This window comes from Candidatus Manganitrophaceae bacterium (assembly GCA_016200325.1).
Lineage (GTDB): Bacteria > Nitrospirota > Nitrospiria > SBBL01 > Manganitrophaceae > Manganitrophus.
On record JACQEZ010000005.1, the window covers coordinates 20,722 to 38,920 of the forward strand.

Here is an 18,199-nt window from a genome sequence, read left to right on the forward strand (position 1 = left end):
CGAGTGGAATTACAGCCGAGACAGGCTACAGGAGCATATCGATTTAACATATTTCAGGATTAAATTACGGGAAGCGCTTGTTTCGTTGGGATCTGCCTATACCAACGACGTTCAACTTTATGGCTCGCCATCTCCCGGATATGGTCGACCGTTTCTAAACCGAATCTTTCTTTAACATAGGATAAATATCTCGGATTATTGAAATAAATCTGAAACGCTTCATCTCGGAACTTCAATACTTGTCCTGCCGTCAAATGTTCCGTCGGAAGTGGTAAAGTATCAATTCCATGCTGCGAGAAACCATGCCACTTTTCGGGCAAAGGCCACCCCTTCTCAACCGCCAAGTTATATAACTTAGAACCAGGATAGGCCATTGCGCTATAAAAGTTTGCGAATTCACAATTCAATTCCAAGGCTAGGTCGAGCGTGTCCTGCATGCTCTGAAGATCATCGTCGGGTAGGCCGAAAATGTAATTTCCAATCACGTTAATTCCGGCGCGCTGAATCGCCCGGACCGTTTCCTGAATATCTTCCTGACCAAACTTCTTGAGGACCCCATCACGGACATGTTTACTTCCGGACTCAATCCCGAGCGCCAGCCAGTTGATGCCAGCTTTTTTCATTTTCTCAAGCATCTCTTCCTGTACCGTATCTACTCTGGCATAGGCCCAAAAGTTAAGATTATAGTTGCGTTCAATTAAAAGATCACAAATATCAAGCACATGTTTTTTATTGAGAACGAACATCTCATCGAGGATCTTAATCGATTTAACCTTATAATTCTGAACAAGGAAATCAATTTCCTGAATCACACTTTGAGGACTTCTATATCGGATGCTCGGTTTTCCAAAGGGAGCGTTAATGCAACAGAAGCTACATTTAAAGGGACATCCTAAACTCGTATAAAGCACCGCATACGGCTGCCGATCATTTAAACGGCCGAAGCAGTGCCAATTATGTGCACGGTATTTCTCCATCGGCAACAGATCCCAAGCCACCCCCGGAAGATCACGATCCAAATCATCACTAATAGGAGCAGGAAGATTTGAAATAATCTCCCCCGATTTCCGATACCAAAGCCCAGGGACAGATTCCAAAGCTTCTCGATTTTCACTTTTTAATACACGAAGCAATCCAAGAATCGTAAAGGGGCCTTCTCCCTCGCAGACAAAATCAACAGGTTCCTCTTCAAGAGTCTTTTTAGGCAACGCTGAAACATGAACCCCGCCGAGGATCGATTTAACATCAGGAGCAAGACGTCGAATTGCTCCACAGGTATCCCCTGCGGCGGTCATCTTTTGAGTGGACGCTGAAGGTTGGGATCCAAAAACAATGACCGCCGCTAACCGGGGATTAAGCTTTCCTATCTCTTCCCCCACCCTCTCTGGAGACCACCCCTCCGCCTCAGCATCGATAATTCTTACCATTTCGCCATGATTCCGAGCAAAAGTCGCGATTAAACCAACCCATACAGGTGGCTCGATTGCGGTCAGTGTGCTGCTGAGACCTTGGTATACCTGCTTCTGCGCGCCTGGATTAACCAATACCAGATCAAGTCGCTGATCACCGGATCTCTCTGAGCTTGCCATTACACACTCCTCTCTTACTCATTATCAATTGAGTGTTACTATCAAAATAGAGGATAGAACGAAATTGATTTTTGTTTGATGCTGTTATACAAGATGCCACATAGATTGTCAACTCTAAAGTCTTGCAATAACCTCAGCTTAAGAGCTTCCTATCCCTGATCATTTGTGAGATTCCCATTGAAAATGGGACATCGGGAGACCAGTCTAATGCCTGGGATGCTCTTTCAATGGCAAGGACATTTGCCGGCACATCGATTTTTCTGGCATATGTAAATGTCACTTTAAGCTGATGTCCCATCTCTTTTTCGATCTCTGAGATAATATCTCGAAGCGTATGTCCAACCCCACTCCCTATGTTAAAGAGTCGATAATCGGTACAATTATTTATCGACTTTACAAAAGCCCTTGCCACATCTGAAACATGAATGAAATCTCTCACGATACTTCCATCACCCCAAATTTCAATGGGCTGTTCCCGAAGAGCCCTCTCAATGAAAATCGAGATAGCGCCCTGATTCGATTCAACCGATTGCCGTGCTCCATAGGGATTCGAGATCCTCAGAACAGCGTAGTCAATTGCATAAAGGCAATGATACAAATGCAAATACTTTTCTATGGCAAGCTTTTGAATTCCATAAGAACAGATAGGGAGGGTTGGATGATCTTCAGGTATTGGAAGGACCTGGGGAACTCCATAAATCGTACCCCCTGATGAAGCAAATATTATCTTTTTTATACCTTCCCTCTTGGCGATATCTAGCATCTGAACAGTTGCGACGAGATTCGATGAGAGATCATAGATTGGATTATCATTTGATGATTGTGGGAGTGTAGTACCGATTAAGTGGAATACGATATCCATATCCGAAAGTGCCTCTCGAACATTATCTAGATCAGAAAAATCCCCTTCCTTAAGATCGATCTTATTTATCAGATGCTTTATATTTATCTTGCTGCTCCCTTTCTTTTCAAAAATTCGCACAAAATGGCCCCCGGCCAATAAACTATCACAAAGATGAGACCCTAAAAAACCACCACCCCCGAGAACAATACAATTCATTGAGAGTTTCCTTTGTAAGAAATAATCGCTTCGCGACATAAATCAGCCTGCATGGACAACAATTTAGTATTATCAAACTTTCGCTGCACAGTGCACCATGCATGAGAAGCTAGGCGGTTTGCCAAAGTTAGATCACTTAAAATTCGATGAATTTGTTCAGCCATCACCTTTGGTTGCCCAGGGGGCACGAGAAGGCCCTCCATTTCAGAGCTAATTATCTCTGGAATACCATATACATTTGTAGAAATAAGGGGAAGTCTAAAAGCCATCGCAAGCAAGACAACCATTGGAAAAGATTCTACTGAACTGGCACAGACAAAAATATCGCTTAATGCATAAAAATCGTAAACTTCTGGAGTTTCCATATATATCTTAAAAAATTCTTCTCCGGCCAATTTAATTTGCCTGCGAAGATTATCGAGATATTCACCCTCGCGACCTCCAACGAGGACAAATAGTAACTCCTCCTTAGAATAAGCGAAATCTCTGATTAAATGGTCCGCTGCATCAATAAAAACATGTTGTCCCTTACGTTCGCATGTGGTTCCAATTAATGTAATTATTTTGCGATTCTTCGGCAAACAGTATTTTTCACGTATTTTCTCTTTGGTATTTTTTTCACAATATTCCGCAATACGATCAAGAGGCAGACCTCCAGGAACGATACGAATCCTATCTTCCTTATCAAGATGGTGATACATTTGGGCGGTTGCATCCGCTGCGATCACGACGCGACATGCTTGAGTGAAAGAACTCTTAACCAATTCTATAACAGGATCAGGAAGATAAAGAAAGTGTTCTTCTATATTGGTACTCTCATGGACATACCATATACTTGGTTTATTGAAAAGCTTGGCGAGTTCGATCCCCCAAAATGTATTGAGCGTATTACATCCAATTAAATCAAAATTTTCTACTGCAAGCTCTTGCCCAAGATCCTTAAGTTTCATACGCATTTTTGTAACACTTTCACCGGTTGCAATCGATTCCTTAATAATCTTTAGAGGTAGACCGGCTTCTTCATACTTCTTCCGCAATGGACCGTCCAAGGGTGACAGCGTAACGACTGAAAATCCTTCCTTTTCAGTTAAATATTTAGCCAATTCAAACGCAACAATAGGAGCTCCCTCAAAATTAAGGTTGTGTGTCAGCAATAACATTTTGATCTTTTCAATTGGATAGACATGCCCTACATATGTTGGATTCAAAGCCATTTCTGTAGAATTGCGATCGAGGGTTCGATTAACAAATGGATCAACATAATTCGGATAACGTTTAATAAAGTTAAGATGTTCAGTAGAGTCATATTGCTGGCCTCTGCTAGCTCCAGTACGATGGACCAATGTGGCATGAGGGGTATAGACAGCTCTTCCGCCGCTTTTCCAAAGTCGTAAACAGAAATCTACATCATTGTAGGCTACGGGAAACATCTGCTCATCCATCCCGCCAAGGCGCTTATAAGTTTCCACTCGAGTTAGTAGGCAAGCCCCGGTTAACGCGGAAACATTCCTAACTATTTGGGCTAAAAACAGGTATCCCAATTGATCTCGATGTTGCCCTATGAAGAAATGGTCTGCCAAACCGTAATATGGACCTATAGTTATACCCGCATGTTGGACTGTCTGATCTGAAAATAGTAAACGTGCTCCGACTGCCTCCACTCCAGGAATTGTCAGCCAACCGACCATATCTTCCAGCCATCCAGGTTCCATAGCCTCAATATCATTATTGAGGATTAACACTGAAGACGTTTGGACATACTCAACGGCCTCATTGATTAGCCGTGCGAAATTAAACGTCCCATCTCCTCTTTTTGGCCTTATAACTTTTACATCGATTGAACATTGGGTATGTAATTTTTCTAAATAATTAAGCGTTTCAATATCCTTAGTCCTATCATCAATAATCAAAATATTTACACTTTTGGGATCCACCGTCCGCTCAAGCGAATCAATGCATGGTTTTAAAAGATCAATTCGATCTTTTGTGGGAATAATAATAGTTACGGGACTTTCTGCTATTAAATGAGCATCCCAATGGAGTTGATAAAGACAAAGATCATGCTTCTCTGCAAAAGATGGGAGAAAAGTCTTAGCCTTAAGGCCTCGTCGATCCAAAGCTTCATTGATTGCCTGTTTCGCGTGCTCAAATATATACTTTTTTTGTCTTCCATTAGAGGCAGTACTTTTATCATGCGCCCTCCAGTGGTAACAAACATACGGAACATGCCTTATTCGGTCAGGAGTTGTCTGCTCTGATACACGGAGAAACAAATCCAGGTCTTGCGCACCTTCAAATCCCTTCCGTAATCCTCCTACTTTTTGTAAAATGCTACGACGGATTACTGTAAGATGATGAGTATAGTTATGGGTAAGGGCCATTTCTGGACTCCATTCCCCTTTGAATTGTGGATCATATCGTCTGCCTTTAGAGTCAATTTTATCCTCATCTGTATAAATCCAATCTACGTCGGGAAAACGATATATTTGCTCTGCTACATGAAGGATCGCATCAGCTGATAATTCATCATCATGATCAAGAAATGCAACATAATCTCCAGTAGACAATTCCAATGCGGAATTAGTCGCTTCTGAGATATGTCCATTAGTTTGACGAAATATAACCTTAATACGAGAGTCTTCCTGAACTAGCTTTGAAAGATAGTTCTTAACTTGTATTTGGGTCGAACAGTCATCGGCCAGACAAAGTTCCCAATTAGGATATATTTGATTCTTTACGGATTGAACCATATCCATCAAGAATTCAAGAGGGGTGTTAAATACTGGAACAATAATACTAATCTTTGGACCGATTCCCAGTAGTCTTTGTGATTTTTCTTTTAAATAATTGAAAAGTGTAGGAGTCATGGCGTTGTGGACCAACCAACGCTCATAAGGAGTTTGAAATTCCCATGCATGCTTTATCCGAAATTCTTTCAACTGCATAAAGCGGTACCGATTTTTGAGAACTCGGACCCGCAATCGCACCTCGCTAAATGATTTAGGCCAATGGCCACGAGCGTTGAATTGCACCGTTTTCCATAACAACATGAGAATAAATTTTATCAAATAAACATATTTCGAATGAAAAAATTTTGGCTGTTGTTCTTCAAGCTTAGTTATTTTTACAGATCGAGTAAAAGCCAACCTCCTACGACCATCCTTCAGCTCTGCTTCTATACCTAAATTAACCCCGCCCTGGCCAGCCAAATCTATAGGCACCGTTCCTTCAAATCCAGAATATTTCGCTTGGGGAAAATGAGGAAAAGCTCTTAGAACGTCATCGCGTTGGATACCATGCCTTAACTGAATCGAAGATTTTCCATCTAGTATTACACGCAATACAAGAGTAGACAAATCCTCAGCAAATAGCCAACCATGAATCTTCAGTAAACCATTTTCTAGCACCGCTAGGGTCAAGGGTAACTCTAGATTCCCCTTGAAACTTCCCGTAGGCGTTACCTCAACGCCTTTTCTGAGCTTAGAAAAATATAAAACGATCTTTGAATAAAGATTATTAATCTCTAAAAACAAAGCCTTTCCCTTTCGAAATATTTTTCTTAAATACCGGCCTTTTCGATTAAGACTATCAGCCAACTGCTTATCCAAATCTAGAACTTTTAAATGCAACTCGACATTTTCTCGTGTTTTGGAATCTAACTCACTTAACTTGTTTTCCAATGTGGCTGTGAGTTCTTTCACAGTTTTTTCCTCTTCGGTCAATCTCCTTTGCCGAACTTCTAGCTCCTGTTCAAGCTGATTTACCTTTTTACTAATTGCCTCCAGTTTTTGCCGTTCGACATGTATAGAGAACTCGAGTTCCGCTGCCTTTTGGCCTTGCTGATGAAGACTTTCTTCTAACCTTTTATTTTCTGCCGCAAAGGAAATATCAGCAATAAGAAAATCAGCAGACATAGGCCAATCCATATCAACTTCCAATGTCCATGAGATCTGTTTAACAGAACTAAGGTGGATAGGGAGGTCCAAAAACAATTTAGGATCACCGGTTGTCGCTACAAACACTGCACCTAAAGGTTCCTGGCAAAAATGAATGTTATCCAACTGAACATTCTGCATGATTTCATCTATGTTGTTCAAACTCCAGTAATTCTCTTCGATTCCATTCAATAAATTCCTTCCTTTAAGATGAATTGAAAACAAATGGAAAAACCCTGGTCGATCTGAAGGATCCAGCCGTAATCTCTGAATATCGATATGATCTGGTAATTCAAAACGTAGGAGTTGGCGCTCTATACCTATAGGAGCCCAAATAGATTTACTCCTTTCCTCAGTAAAACTCCCATTGGAAGAGGTCCAGAACAACGCAACTTGAAAAGACGGTTTAGATGAAACATTCGGTAAAGATAACGTCTCCCATTGCTCTTCAGTCATTTTTCCTACAGTCGCTGAGACAATAAATTGGTATGTTAAAGCATCAGCATGGCTCAACAACTGTTGTCGTAATATAATTGGGAGGAACTCGAGATGGTATTTGTATTCTGTATATTCAGGCATTACTATATTGGCATCAAAGCTGTCAACTCTAAAACCTGATGATCGAAGCATGTATAAAACACTCTTCCTTGTAAAAAAGCGAAGATGCGTTCTATCTAGAAGTCCCTCGTCACGATATTCAAAATTTCCTTTTAACAAATCTCCCACCAAAGCAGCATGCCCAATATTTGGAATAGAGAGCAACAACTTCCCACCAGTCCGAAGCAACGGTCTGCACATTTCTACAACCCGCCATGGATCTCTCAGGTGTTCCAATACGTCTGCCGCGATGATGTAATCATATGTTCCTTCTTTAAAGCGTGAATACAAGTTAATTTGGTCAAGATCTGCAACCCACATTTCTCGACAGTATGGTGCGGCACATTGAGCCATCTCTTCCGACCACTCTATACAGTCGACGGTACACTTCAAGATCTCAGATAAGTAGCGTGTGAAATAGCCTGTTGCCGGACCGAGTTCCAGAACAGTCGAACCGGCCTCGATCATTCGACCAATCCTTCCGAGCGCATCTTGAGCGTTAGGATCAAAAATCTGATTGTAAATATGCCTTCCACTCATCATGATCAATCCAGACTAAAAGTAAGTGATTTATTCAATACGACTCTCGTTCATGAATGAATTACAATATCTACCGGAACCCAAACTTTAGATTGAATTTTCTTATACTTTGGTGGGAGAACCTGGATGATGGTTGCAGTATCTACCCAATCAAAATACCTGGGCAAGCTGTCGTCATATGCAAGTGCTACCGTAACACTATACGTTCCTGGTGTTAATGGAATATTCTGGATAAAATCGACAACAAGTGTCTCGCCAGTTTTTCTGGCAGGAAGCGACTTATTTTCTTCAAAAGTATTAGTCCCGATGACGTCCGTCCCATTTTTATCTCTAAAAATAAATCCAAGAATAGAAAAATTCACATCCTGAGAATAGAGGATATGAACTCTTAGGAGTATTCTTTGGTAGAAATTAATAGAATCTATAGGATCTAACTTCTCATCAAGGATTTCAACATTCTTAATTTTTACCTCACCGCTGCCATGTCGAAAAAGTTTTACCCTTTCATCAAAAGAGGAATCCTCTTTAAACAACAAATTAGATGATACTGCTTGCGTCGGAAACTCTTCCGTATGATCAAGAGAGACTTGCTCACTCCGATAACTATTTGCAACTCGTGCATGATAAATATTTACAACAGATCCTGGGTCGGAATGGCAAATCAGTTTACCTTGATCTATTAGCATTGCGGAAGAACAGAGTGTTTTAATTGCTCCTGTATCATGGCTAACAAAAAGAATTGATATATTATTTTTTTGAAGATCTTTTATTTTCCTCATACATCGGTGCTGAAAAACCACATCTCCAACGGCCAGGGCTTCATCTATTATTAAGATATCGGGATCAACATTAATAGCAGCAGCGAAAGCCAACCGCACAAACATTCCGCTCGAATAAACTTTTACCGGTTGATCAATAAACTCTCCTATTTCGGCAAAGTCCTCTATTGCAGGAAATCGCTGATCCATCTCTTGCCGATTCAGCCCCATTAGAGCTCCATTCATATATACGTTCTCTCGCCCCGTAAATTCCGGGTTAAATCCCGCTCCGAGTTCAAGCAAGGCTGCAACACGGCCATTCACCTTCACTGATCCGTTGGTAGGCTGGAGCACTCCACAAATCATCTGGAGCAGTGTGCTCTTCCCGCTCCCATTTTGTCCGATAATCCCAACCGTCTGCCCTTTTTCAATATTAAAGGAGATATCATTCAACGCATAGAACTCTCGGTGATATTTTTTGCCGTTGAAGTGAAACATCTCCTTTATACGATCTTTAGGAGAGCGATATAAACGGTAAATTTTAGTTAAATGGTTAACCTCAATCGCATTCATGAGTTAGAGGACATCCGCAAAGGCCGGTTTTAACTTTTTAAATACCAGACCCCCAATTGCAAAGCAACACAAGCCAATAGTGAAGAGGTATACCAAGCCGAGTGGATTGGGATCTTTCTGCCCCAACAGGGCCAAGCGATAACCGTCTACCGCGTGAAGCATCGGGTTCAACTTGAGCAATTCTTGAAATCTGTCTGGGATAAGATTTTTCGGATAAATAATGGGAGTAAAATAAAACCAGATGTTAATAAAAACCCCGATAACCTGACCGATATCTCTGAAAAAGACATTAAAGGCGGATAAAATCCATGAAATGCCCATGGCAAATATCCCAATGGAGATAAGGTAAGGCACGATTAGAATCGCTCTAAATGAAAGCCCTATATCAAAAATACCAATAAGAATTAAAAGGATCGCTACTGCTATAAAATGATTTACCATGGCTGCAGCGAGATGACTAAAGGGTAGAATTTCAGAAGGAAAAATGGTCTTCTTAATCAAATTAGCCTGCTCTAAAACCGCGCCAGGGGCCCGCATAACGACCTCAGAAAAGAACATCCAAGGAAGTAATCCCACTATTAGCCAAATGGAGAAATGGGTTCCACCATATTCAGGGCCCAGTTTTACTTTTAAAATTACAGAAAAGACAAAATAATAAATCGACAGCTGAGATAAAGGATGGATCACAGACCAGAAAATACCTAGAAGGGATCCAACATATCGAGCCCGGATATCCCGAACAACGAGACTCTGGATCATATAACGATTTTGAATAATTCTTCGAAGGAAGTTTAAAAGCGGTTTAACGAGATCCAATGTTGACCTATCTATATAAATCCATACTGAATAAAAGAGAAGAGTTAATGCACTGGACGAAGATCAATCACAAAAGGGGAATTCGGATCATCCTCATGCCGAATCTCATCAATAGCCTCTTTCTTCCCTCGGCCCATAAAAAGCCTGTTCGGACAATTGATGACAATCCCATCTTTTCCGCCCACATTTTGGTAAGAGTGAACCACCCCTTCCGGAACGATCACCACTGTCGGGGCATCCTCGCCGACGACGAATTGCATCTTACTTTGGTAAGTTGAACTTCTCTCGCGATTATCCCAAAGAGTTACTTTGAAATTAGACGGACCGATGAAGCAGAAATAATCGGTTTGATCAACATGCTCATGAGGTCCGCGCGTCACTTCGGGTCGAGTGAGAGAGATGTATGACATAACCGGCATAATCGATTTTTCGACGTCATCTTCCCGAAAGAGCTCAGAGAGCCATCCTCGCTCATCAACATATTTCTTCAGGGGGCGAATTTCCACACCGTTAATTTTTCCTTTTTTAAACATGAGGGCCTCCTATACCGCTCTCATAAATCTTTTTAGCGCAGTCTCCCAATTTGGAAGTTCCCATCCTAGCTCCGACTTTGCCTTGTTAGTAGAAAGAACGGAATAGGCCGGACGTCTGGCAGGCCGAGGGAATTCTTTAGTCGAACAAGGAATCACCTTGGTTGAAAGGCCTGCCTCTTCGACAATGCGGGTTGAGAACTGGTACCAGCTGCAATGGCCTTCATTTACAAGGTGGTACTCTCCTGTCGCTCTCTTCTCAATTAACCTTAGAGTCGCTTCAGAAAGATCTTCCGTCCAGGTCGGCGAGCCGATCTGATCATCCACCACCTTTAAGACACTTTGCTTCTCGGCTAATTTTAAAATCGTTTTTACAAAATGATTTCCGCCCTGCCCATAAAGCCACTGTGTTCGGATCAAAAGATAATTTTGAAGATACTTCCGGACGAGGCACTCTCCTTCCCATTTTGAAACACCATAGACACTCAAAGGATTCGCCGGACTATCCTCATAATAGGGTGTCTGTCCAGTGCCGTCAAAGATGTAATCCGTGCTGAAGTGGACCAGATAGGCCCCCCATTGATGCGCCGCTTCGGCTAGATATCCGGCGCCACGGCAATTCACCGCAAACGCAAAATCTCTTTTCTCTTCACATTCATCGACACGTGTGAATGCAGCGCAGTTGAGAATGATCTTGGGACTGAACTTTCCAACTGCATTCCTTACCTCTTGTTCGTTTGTAATATCCAACTCATTCTTACCCGCGGCCCAGACCTCCCATCCAGTCGGTATTTTATTTAAGAACGCCCGGGCCAACATTCCACCGGCCCCGGAGATAAGAACCTTCATAGCGAAACACCATAGATCTTCTCATACATTTTGAGATACTCACCTGATTTGACCCGCTTCCACCAATCAGTCCGAGTCACATACCAATGGATTGTCTCTTCCAGGCTTTTATCAAAGAGATGAGCTGGCTTCCAGCCAAGTTCATTTTCCAGCTTGCCAGGGTCGATCGCATACCTTCGGTCGTGTCCCGGTCTATCTTTGACATATTGGATCAGAGATTTGGGTTTCTTAAGAACGTCCAAGATAAAGTGCACCACTTCGATGTTTTTCTTATCACCCTGCCCACCAATATTATAAGTCTCTCCGGGGAGACCGTGGTGAAAAACACGGTCAATCGCTTCACAGTGGTCCAGAACATAAAGCCAATCGCGCACATAGAAGCCATCGCCGTAGATCGGAAGCGGTCGGTCTTCCAGAGCGTTCGTAATCATCAGCGGAATTAACTTCTCAGGAAATTGATATGGACCAAAGTTATTCGAGCATCGAGTGATGAGTGTTGGGAGACCATAGGTTTTATAATAAGAGGAAACCAAGAGATCGGAGCTGGCTTTGCTCGCCGAGTAGGGGCTCGTTGGCGAGAGCGGATCTTCTTCTTTAAAAAATCCTTCGAGTCTGCTTCCATATACTTCGTCGGTCGAAACATGGACAAACCTGTGATGGCAATATTTCCGCGAGGCCTCGAGAAGGATATAAGTCCCATAGACATTGGTACGGATAAATTCATCGGCATTAACGATGGAACGATCGACATGAGTCTCCGCAGCAAAGTGGATGATGGCTTCAACCTCCTGAGCCAAGCTGTTTACCAAAACAGGGTCCGTAATGTCGCCGCGTACAAACCGATGCCGTGGATTTGCCTCTAGATCACCGAGACTCTCCAAGTTACCTGCGTAAGTAAGTTTATCAAGATTAATAATCGAAACAGAGAGGTTCTGTTCAAGAAAATATCGGACGAAGTTACTCCCGATGAATCCGGCTCCGCCTGTCACCAAAATCTTCATTGCTGACCTTTCAGTCTAGCTTAGTTCAATCCGGCTTTGATCACCGATGATAAATTTCTGGGTCCGCGGCTTGGCCGTTCCTCGAAAAAGTTCGACCTCTTTTCCGAGAAGACTCTTCTCAATCCGAACGTCTACGTCTGTAATTTGACATCGCTCCAAAACAATACTGTATTCCAGCTCGCTATGCTTAATGATACAGTCGTGATATATTGAAGTATATGGGCCGATATAGCTATTTTCAATTCGGGTTCCTTTACCGATAATAGCGGGACCCCGAATCTGGCTCTGAATGACCTTTGCACCCTTCTCAACAATCACTTTCCCCCGTAACTCACTTTTGGAATCCACCTCTCCATCAATTAGCAATCCGTTTGGACTTTCTATCATTTGATCCAGCACAAACCGATTTGCTTCAAGGAGATCCTCAGGCTGTCCTGTGTCCTTCCACCAACCGGTGATCTCTGAATAGCTGACGCCGAAGCCGCTCTCAATCAAATACTGGTGTGCATCGCTGATCTCAAGCTCTCCTCGTTTACTTGGCTTAATCTTATTGACTGCTTCAAAAATATTCTGATCATAGATGTAAATACCCGTGACGGCATAGGGACTTTTCGGCCGCTTTGGTTTTTCTTCAATTCCGATAATCCGGCCATTCTTCAATTCAGGGACGCCAAATCGCTGCGGGTCTTTCACTTTGGAGAGAACCAGATGGCAATTGGTCTTGGTTTCTGAAAAGGCTTTTACAAAATGATTGATTCCGCCAATAATGACGTTGTCGCCCAGATAAAAAACAAACGAATCCTTCTTGATGAAATCTTGCGAAATTTTTACCACATGGGCCAACCCGGACGGTGCTTCTTGGGTAATGTAGCTGATCTTCGCTCCCGACGGTCCCTTATATCCGAGAGCCACCCGTAATTCTTCCTCTGTTTCGGGGTTGACAACAATTCCTATCTCTCGAATTCCAGCAGCCGTTACCGCTTCGAGGGCATAATGAATCATCGGTTTATTTGCAATAGGGATGAGATGTTTATTGCTTGTATGGGTAATAGGCCGAAGGCGCGTACCTCTGCCGCCTGCCGTGATGAGCGCTTTCATCTATCGAGCCTCTATTATCTTGCTTTGAGAATACGAAGATCCTGTTGGACCATCATTAAAATGAGTTCTTCAAAAGGAACACGTGTGACCCACTTCAATTTTTTCCTCGCTTTCTCTGAATTGCCAATTAAAAAATCGACCTCTGCCGGTCTTAAAAATTTCGGATCTGCAGTAATATAATCCTTCGCTTTCAATCCTACGCTATCGAATGCAATTTCGACTAATTCCTCCACGGAATGTGCCTGGCCGGTAGCAATCACATAATCTTCCGGCTGATCCTGTTGAAGCATCAACCACATGGCTTCGACAAAATCTCCGGCAAACCCCCAGTCGCGCTTGGCATCCATATTGCCCATCCGAAGTTCTTTTGCAAGTCCCAGTTTGATTTTAGCCACTGTATTCGTTACCTTTCGGGTAACGAATTCCAGGCCCCGGCGAGGGGATTCGTGGTTGAAGAGAATACCTGAGCAGGCAAAAATGTTATAACTTTCGCGATAGTTAACCGTAATCCAATGGCCATAGACCTTTGCAACGCCATAAGGACTTCGTGGATAAAAAGGAGTTCTCTCCGTCTGGGGGGTCTCTTGAACTTTCCCAAACATTTCGGAAGAGGAGGCCTGGTAAAACCTCGCATCCGGTTTATGTTTCCGGATCGCCTCCAAAATACGGGTCACGCCTAAACCAGTGACGTCGGCGGTTAAAACCGGCTGGTTCCAGGATGTGGGAACAAACGACTGGGCAGCAAGATTATACACTTCTTCCGGCATAATCCCTTTAATCGCCTCATCCAGCGAAGATTGATCGGTTAGATCCCCCTGGATGAAATGAAGTCGGTCGCGGATATGCTCTACCCGCTCATAGTTCTCAGAGCTGGATCGTCGGACCATTCCGAAAACTTTATATCCCTTCTCCAACAAGAATTCGGCGAGATAAGAACCATCTTGCCCTGTAATCCCGGTAATCAGTGCTTTTTTCATCTTTCCTAATAATCTTTAACAGAATAAAATTAACGGATTTTCCGTAAGACCCCGCTCACATAGCGTTGCATCTCTTCCAACCGCTGAAGTGAGCTTGCCTCAAAGCGCAGCACCAACGCGGGCTGCGTGTTCGAAGCGCGGATCAATCCCCATCCATCATCAAACAAAATTCGTATCCCGTCGATATCGACCGTTTTATATTTCTTTGAGAAATAGTCCCGGCATTTTTCAACAATACTAAATTTCTGGTCATCGGCACAATCGACCCGAATTTCTGGCGTTACGAAGGTGCTCGGGAGGTCGGTGAAGAAAGACGACAAGGGGCGATTCTCCTTGACCAGAATTTCGACCAACCGGCAGCCGGCGTAAATCGCATCATCATAGCCGAAGTAGCGATCGGCGAAAAAGAGATGCCCGCTCATCTCTCCGGCGAGCAGCGCGCCGGTCTCCTTCATCTTGGACTTGATGAGGGAGTGACCGGTCTTCCACATGATGGCATTGCCGCCCAACCGGGTCACCTCATCATACAGAATTTGGGAGGCCTTCACCTCCGAGATAATCGACGCGCCGGGATGGTCCCTTAAAATCGTCGAGGCGAAAAGGAGGGTCAACTTGTCCCCCCAAATGATCTCCCCTTTCTCATCGACCGCGCCGAGCCGATCGGCATCGCCGTCGAAAGCCAAGCCGACATCGGCCCCCTCTTTCCGCACCACCGCAATCAGGTCGGCGACATTCTCCGGGACGGTCGGGTCGGGGTGATGGTTTGGAAACCGGCCATCCGGCTCGCAGTAGAGCGGGATCATTTCGCAGCCGAGTTCTTTGAAAATCTGGGGGGCAATCAGGGCAGCGGCGGCATTTCCGCAGTCGATAACGACCTTCTTCGATCGAAAAGAGCCAAAATGTTTGACGAAATACTGTAAATAGCGCGAGAGGAAATCACGTTCGAAGGTGAGCTCCCCCTCCCCTTGGTCAAAATCGCGCCGCTCCATCATCGTCCGGACCTGCTGGATTTCGGCGCCGAAGAGGGTTCCCTTTCCGCGGCAGAGCTTGAACCCATTAAATTCGGCCGGATTGTGGCTGGCGGTGATCATCGCCCCGCCGTCGATATCGAGCTCGAAAAGGGAGAAGTAGAGGACCGGTGTGGGGCAGGCGCCGATATCGACGACATGAAGACCGGTGGAGAGAAGGCCGGTCAAAAGGGCTTCTCGAAGCGACGGACTGCTGAGGCGAATGTCATAACCGAGCGAAATTTTCTTTCCGCCGGAGCGTCGGATCAGCGTCCCGAACGCCTTTCCGATCCCCTCGGCGACCGCTTCGGTTAACGCCGTGCCATAAATTCCTCGGATGTCGTATTCTCTGAAGATCGACATGTCAGCTCTTGCGGGCCTCCACCCTCCCGTAATCGTCCTGGAAACGGACGATGTCGTCTTCTCCTACATAGCCTCCGCACTGCACTTCGATAATCTGAAGCGGCTCCTCGGCCGGGTTCTCCAAGCGGTGCTTCACCCCCATCGGGACGAACGTACTCTGGTTTGCCTGAATGGTATAGACGCTCTCACCGCAGGTGACCCGCGCCGTTCCTGAAACGACCACCCAATGCTCGCTCCGCTTTGAATGCATCTGGAGAGAGAGACGCGCGCCGGGATTGACTTCAATCCGCTTAATTTTATGGTCCCGCCCCTCCTCCAATACGGTATAGCTTCCCCATGCTCGAACCACCGTCCGATGCACCCGGTGCTCGTCGCCGTTTCTCTTTTTGAGCGCTTCGACGACTTTCTTCACCTCTTGGGCTTTGTCCTTCGCACAGATGAGCGTCGCATCGTCGGTATCGGCGACGACGATATCTTTTAAGCCGACGACGGCGACCACCCTTTTGTTTCCATAGATAATGCTGTTCTGGCTGTCGATATTAACGACATTTCCGGTAAGAATGTTGCCGTCGACATCCCGCTCGATGACCTCGTCCAGCGCGCTCCAGGAGCCGACATCCTCCCACCCCATGTCGGCCGGAATCACCGCCAACCGGTCTGATTTTTCAAGCACGGCATAGTCGACCGAAATCGAGGGGAGGGCCGGATAAATCCGCTGGAGCGTCTCCGCCTCCTGCTCCGTTCCGATCTTTTGATCAAATTCTTTGAGCCCTTCCGCCAACTCCGGGAGAAACCGTTTGATCTCGGCCAGAATGGTCGACGCCTTCCAGAGAAAAATACCGGTGTTCCAGAAATAGTCGTCCCGTTTCAGATATTGCTCCGCCGTCTCTCGGCTCGGCTTTTCAACAAAACGTTCGACCGCGGCCGCGCTCATCTGTCCGGCGAAAGGCTTTCCCCGCTGAATATACCCGTAGCCGGTCTCCGGCCGGGTCGGCTTTGCTCCCAGTGTCACCAGATAGCCTTCATGGGCAAGCTTCTCTCCCAAGCGAAGGGCCTCCAGAAAAGCCTGAGGCTGGCGGATAAAATGATCGGCCGAAAGGACCACCATCACCCCATCTTCAAACTTCTTCCGAAGGTGGATCGCTGCAAGGGCGATGGCCGCGGCGGTGTTTCTTCCGATCGGCTCCGAGATAAACCGAGGCTCACCAAAGACAGGATCTAATTGAAACTTAATCTGCTCCGCCTGGGACGGGTTGGTAACGATGTAGATCCGGTCGGATGGAATTAAATCGGAGATCCGCGAGAGGGTTGCCTGAATGAGGGTCTGATTGCCGAAAATCTTCAGAAGCTGCTTCGGATATTCCTCCCGACTCAACGGCCAGAAACGGGTTCCACTTCCTCCTGCCAAAACCACACCGTACATACCTTCTCCCAATGATCGATGAACCATTCGAGCCGGAGATCACCTAAATCCAAGCTGGATCTGTTTTCTAGTTATAGACTAAATAAGAAGCCGTATCTGTTTCCCATGATATCGAAAACGATCGGTAAAAACTTTATATGTTCCGGAGTAACCCGCTAAAGATTTTTGAGGTGTAATAGATATATCAAAACAGGGGAAACATTGCAAGAATAAGTTGGGGTTAATTCGTTGATTTTAAAGGTGTCGGGAAAAGAGCGAATCGGATGAAAGGGGCCTTCCAATCTCGGGTTAAAGATCTCTAGAAGGTCTCCCTGACACCGAGGAACGCTCAAGTGACGCGGCACTTTCAGCTGGAGAAGAATAGCGTGCCGCCCCCGCCGAAGCAACCACGGGGCGGAATGGCTTTTCCTGCAGGGGGGGCCTTTTTCAGGCGAGAAATCAGATCTTGCTGCAGAGGAGGATCATGTTGTCCGAGAAGATCCGCGAGACGGGAAAAACCTGCTCAATTCTCAGCCCGGCCCGCTCGATTTCACGAAAAATCTCATCCTTCGGCCGGCGTTTTTTTCCACTTCCGACCCCCAGTTTCGATCCGAGGTCTCTCCAGAACGCTTTGTATGGATTTCGATACGTATGATCGATGACCAACCAACGCCGGCTGACCCGGCCCATCTCTTTCAACACCTCATGTTTGACCTCGATCGGCAGGTGTGGAAGAAAGCGGATCGAGAGGACACAGTCGACGCTCTTATCCCGCAAGGGAAGCCGCTCCGCATCGCATCGCAGATGTCCGAGAATGCCGGCGCTCCCCGCCAACTTTTTCTGTGAAAAAGACATCATCTCAGCCGAGATATCGGAGCCGATCCAGCGGTGTCCCAAATCGGATAAAAACGCCCCGAAGCGGCCGGTGCCGCACGGGATATCGACCACGGTGCTCTGAGGGGGCAAGGAGGCGAGCGCCTTGGCGAGGGTCGCATGGGTCTGTTTGTTTTTCAACTGTCCCCAAATCGATTGGTACCGGTCTCGATCGTAACGACCTGCAACCGCGGTATTTTGATAACGTTTCTTTGCCGTGTATTTATCCAC

Annotated in this window: 13 protein-coding genes; all 13 read right to left on the bottom strand. The window is 45.3% G+C overall.

Going from position 1 to position 18,199, the window contains the following annotated elements; all coding sequences use genetic code 11:
- Positions 1 to 59: 59 nt before the first annotated feature.
- The 13 genes from HY282_03445 to HY282_03505 all read right to left on the bottom strand — a co-directional run bounded on the left by HY282_03445 (position 60) and on the right by HY282_03505 (position 18,199).
- The gene (locus HY282_03445; GenBank protein ID MBI3802796.1) at positions 60 to 1,589 is read right to left on the bottom strand and encodes a cobalamin B12-binding domain-containing protein; all 1,530 of its coding nucleotides are present in this window, start codon (positions 1,587 to 1,589) and stop codon (positions 60 to 62) included.
- A 133-nt stretch (positions 1,590 to 1,722) separates the two neighbouring features.
- Positions 1,723 to 2,649, bottom strand: a complete 927-nt coding sequence (locus tag HY282_03450) for an NAD-dependent epimerase/dehydratase family protein (GenBank protein MBI3802797.1) — start codon at positions 2,647 to 2,649, stop codon at positions 1,723 to 1,725.
- Entirely contained in the window at positions 2,646 to 7,724 is a 5,079-nt protein-coding gene (locus HY282_03455) for a glycosyltransferase (GenBank protein ID MBI3802798.1), read from the bottom strand. The genes HY282_03450 and HY282_03455 overlap by 4 nt, the downstream gene beginning before the upstream one ends.
- A gap of 47 nt (positions 7,725 to 7,771) precedes the next feature.
- The gene (locus HY282_03460; protein ID MBI3802799.1) at positions 7,772 to 9,052 is read right to left on the bottom strand and encodes an ABC transporter ATP-binding protein; all 1,281 of its coding nucleotides are present in this window, start codon (positions 9,050 to 9,052) and stop codon (positions 7,772 to 7,774) included.
- A gap of 3 nt (positions 9,053 to 9,055) precedes the next feature.
- On the bottom strand, positions 9,056 to 9,868 hold the full coding sequence (locus tag HY282_03465; GenBank protein MBI3802800.1) for an ABC transporter permease: 813 nt from the start codon (positions 9,866 to 9,868) through the stop codon (positions 9,056 to 9,058).
- Positions 9,869 to 9,912: 44 nt separating this feature from the next.
- On the bottom strand, positions 9,913 to 10,401 hold the full coding sequence (locus HY282_03470; GenBank protein MBI3802801.1) for a dTDP-4-dehydrorhamnose 3,5-epimerase family protein: 489 nt from the start codon (positions 10,399 to 10,401) through the stop codon (positions 9,913 to 9,915).
- Between the two features lie 9 nt (positions 10,402 to 10,410).
- Positions 10,411 to 11,247: a dTDP-4-dehydrorhamnose reductase gene (gene rfbD / locus HY282_03475; protein MBI3802802.1), complete on the bottom strand. Its 837-nt coding sequence runs from the start codon at positions 11,245 to 11,247 to the stop codon at positions 10,411 to 10,413.
- Complete coding sequence (gene rfbB / locus HY282_03480; protein ID MBI3802803.1) at positions 11,244 to 12,248, bottom strand: dTDP-glucose 4,6-dehydratase; 1,005 nt, start codon at positions 12,246 to 12,248, stop codon at positions 11,244 to 11,246. The genes rfbD and rfbB overlap by 4 nt, the downstream gene beginning before the upstream one ends.
- 15 nt (positions 12,249 to 12,263) lie before the next feature.
- Complete coding sequence (locus tag HY282_03485) at positions 12,264 to 13,346, bottom strand: glucose-1-phosphate thymidylyltransferase (GenBank protein ID MBI3802804.1); 1,083 nt, start codon at positions 13,344 to 13,346, stop codon at positions 12,264 to 12,266.
- Positions 13,347 to 13,360: 14 nt separating this feature from the next.
- Entirely contained in the window at positions 13,361 to 14,323 is a 963-nt protein-coding gene (gene gmd, locus HY282_03490; GenBank protein ID MBI3802805.1) for a GDP-mannose 4,6-dehydratase, read from the bottom strand.
- 29 nt (positions 14,324 to 14,352) lie between these two features.
- Complete coding sequence (locus tag HY282_03495) at positions 14,353 to 15,693, bottom strand: phosphomannomutase/phosphoglucomutase (protein ID MBI3802806.1); 1,341 nt, start codon at positions 15,691 to 15,693, stop codon at positions 14,353 to 14,355.
- 1 nt (position 15,694) lies between these two features.
- Positions 15,695 to 17,143, bottom strand: coding sequence for a mannose-1-phosphate guanylyltransferase/mannose-6-phosphate isomerase (locus HY282_03500; GenBank protein MBI3802807.1), 1,449 nt, complete (start codon positions 17,141 to 17,143; stop codon positions 15,695 to 15,697).
- A gap of 411 nt (positions 17,144 to 17,554) precedes the next feature.
- Entirely contained in the window at positions 17,555 to 18,199 is a 645-nt protein-coding gene (locus HY282_03505) for a methyltransferase domain-containing protein (protein MBI3802808.1), read from the bottom strand.

Bases quoted from the DNA above. Each gene is read 5' to 3' on its own strand.
- HY282_03445 (MBI3802796.1), bottom strand. From the start codon at position 1,589: ATGGCAAGCTCAGAGAGATCCGGTGATCAGCGACTTGATCTGGTATTG.
- HY282_03450 (MBI3802797.1), bottom strand. From the start codon at position 2,649: ATGAATTGTATTGTTCTCGGGGGTGGTGGTTTTTTAGGGTCTCATCTT.
- HY282_03455 (MBI3802798.1), bottom strand. From the start codon at position 7,724: ATGATGAGTGGAAGGCATATTTACAATCAGATTTTTGATCCTAACGCT.
- HY282_03460 (MBI3802799.1), bottom strand. From the start codon at position 9,052: ATGAATGCGATTGAGGTTAACCATTTAACTAAAATTTACCGTTTATAT.
- HY282_03470 (MBI3802801.1), bottom strand. From the start codon at position 10,401: ATGTTTAAAAAAGGAAAAATTAACGGTGTGGAAATTCGCCCCCTGAAG.
- rfbD (MBI3802802.1), bottom strand. From the start codon at position 11,247: ATGAAGGTTCTTATCTCCGGGGCCGGTGGAATGTTGGCCCGGGCGTTC.
- rfbB (MBI3802803.1), bottom strand. From the start codon at position 12,248: ATGAAGATTTTGGTGACAGGCGGAGCCGGATTCATCGGGAGTAACTTC.
- HY282_03485 (MBI3802804.1), bottom strand. From the start codon at position 13,346: ATGAAAGCGCTCATCACGGCAGGCGGCAGAGGTACGCGCCTTCGGCCT.
- gmd (MBI3802805.1), bottom strand. From the start codon at position 14,323: ATGAAAAAAGCACTGATTACCGGGATTACAGGGCAAGATGGTTCTTAT.
- HY282_03495 (MBI3802806.1), bottom strand. From the start codon at position 15,693: ATGTCGATCTTCAGAGAATACGACATCCGAGGAATTTATGGCACGGCG.
- HY282_03500 (MBI3802807.1), bottom strand. From the start codon at position 17,143: ATGGTTCATCGATCATTGGGAGAAGGTATGTACGGTGTGGTTTTGGCA.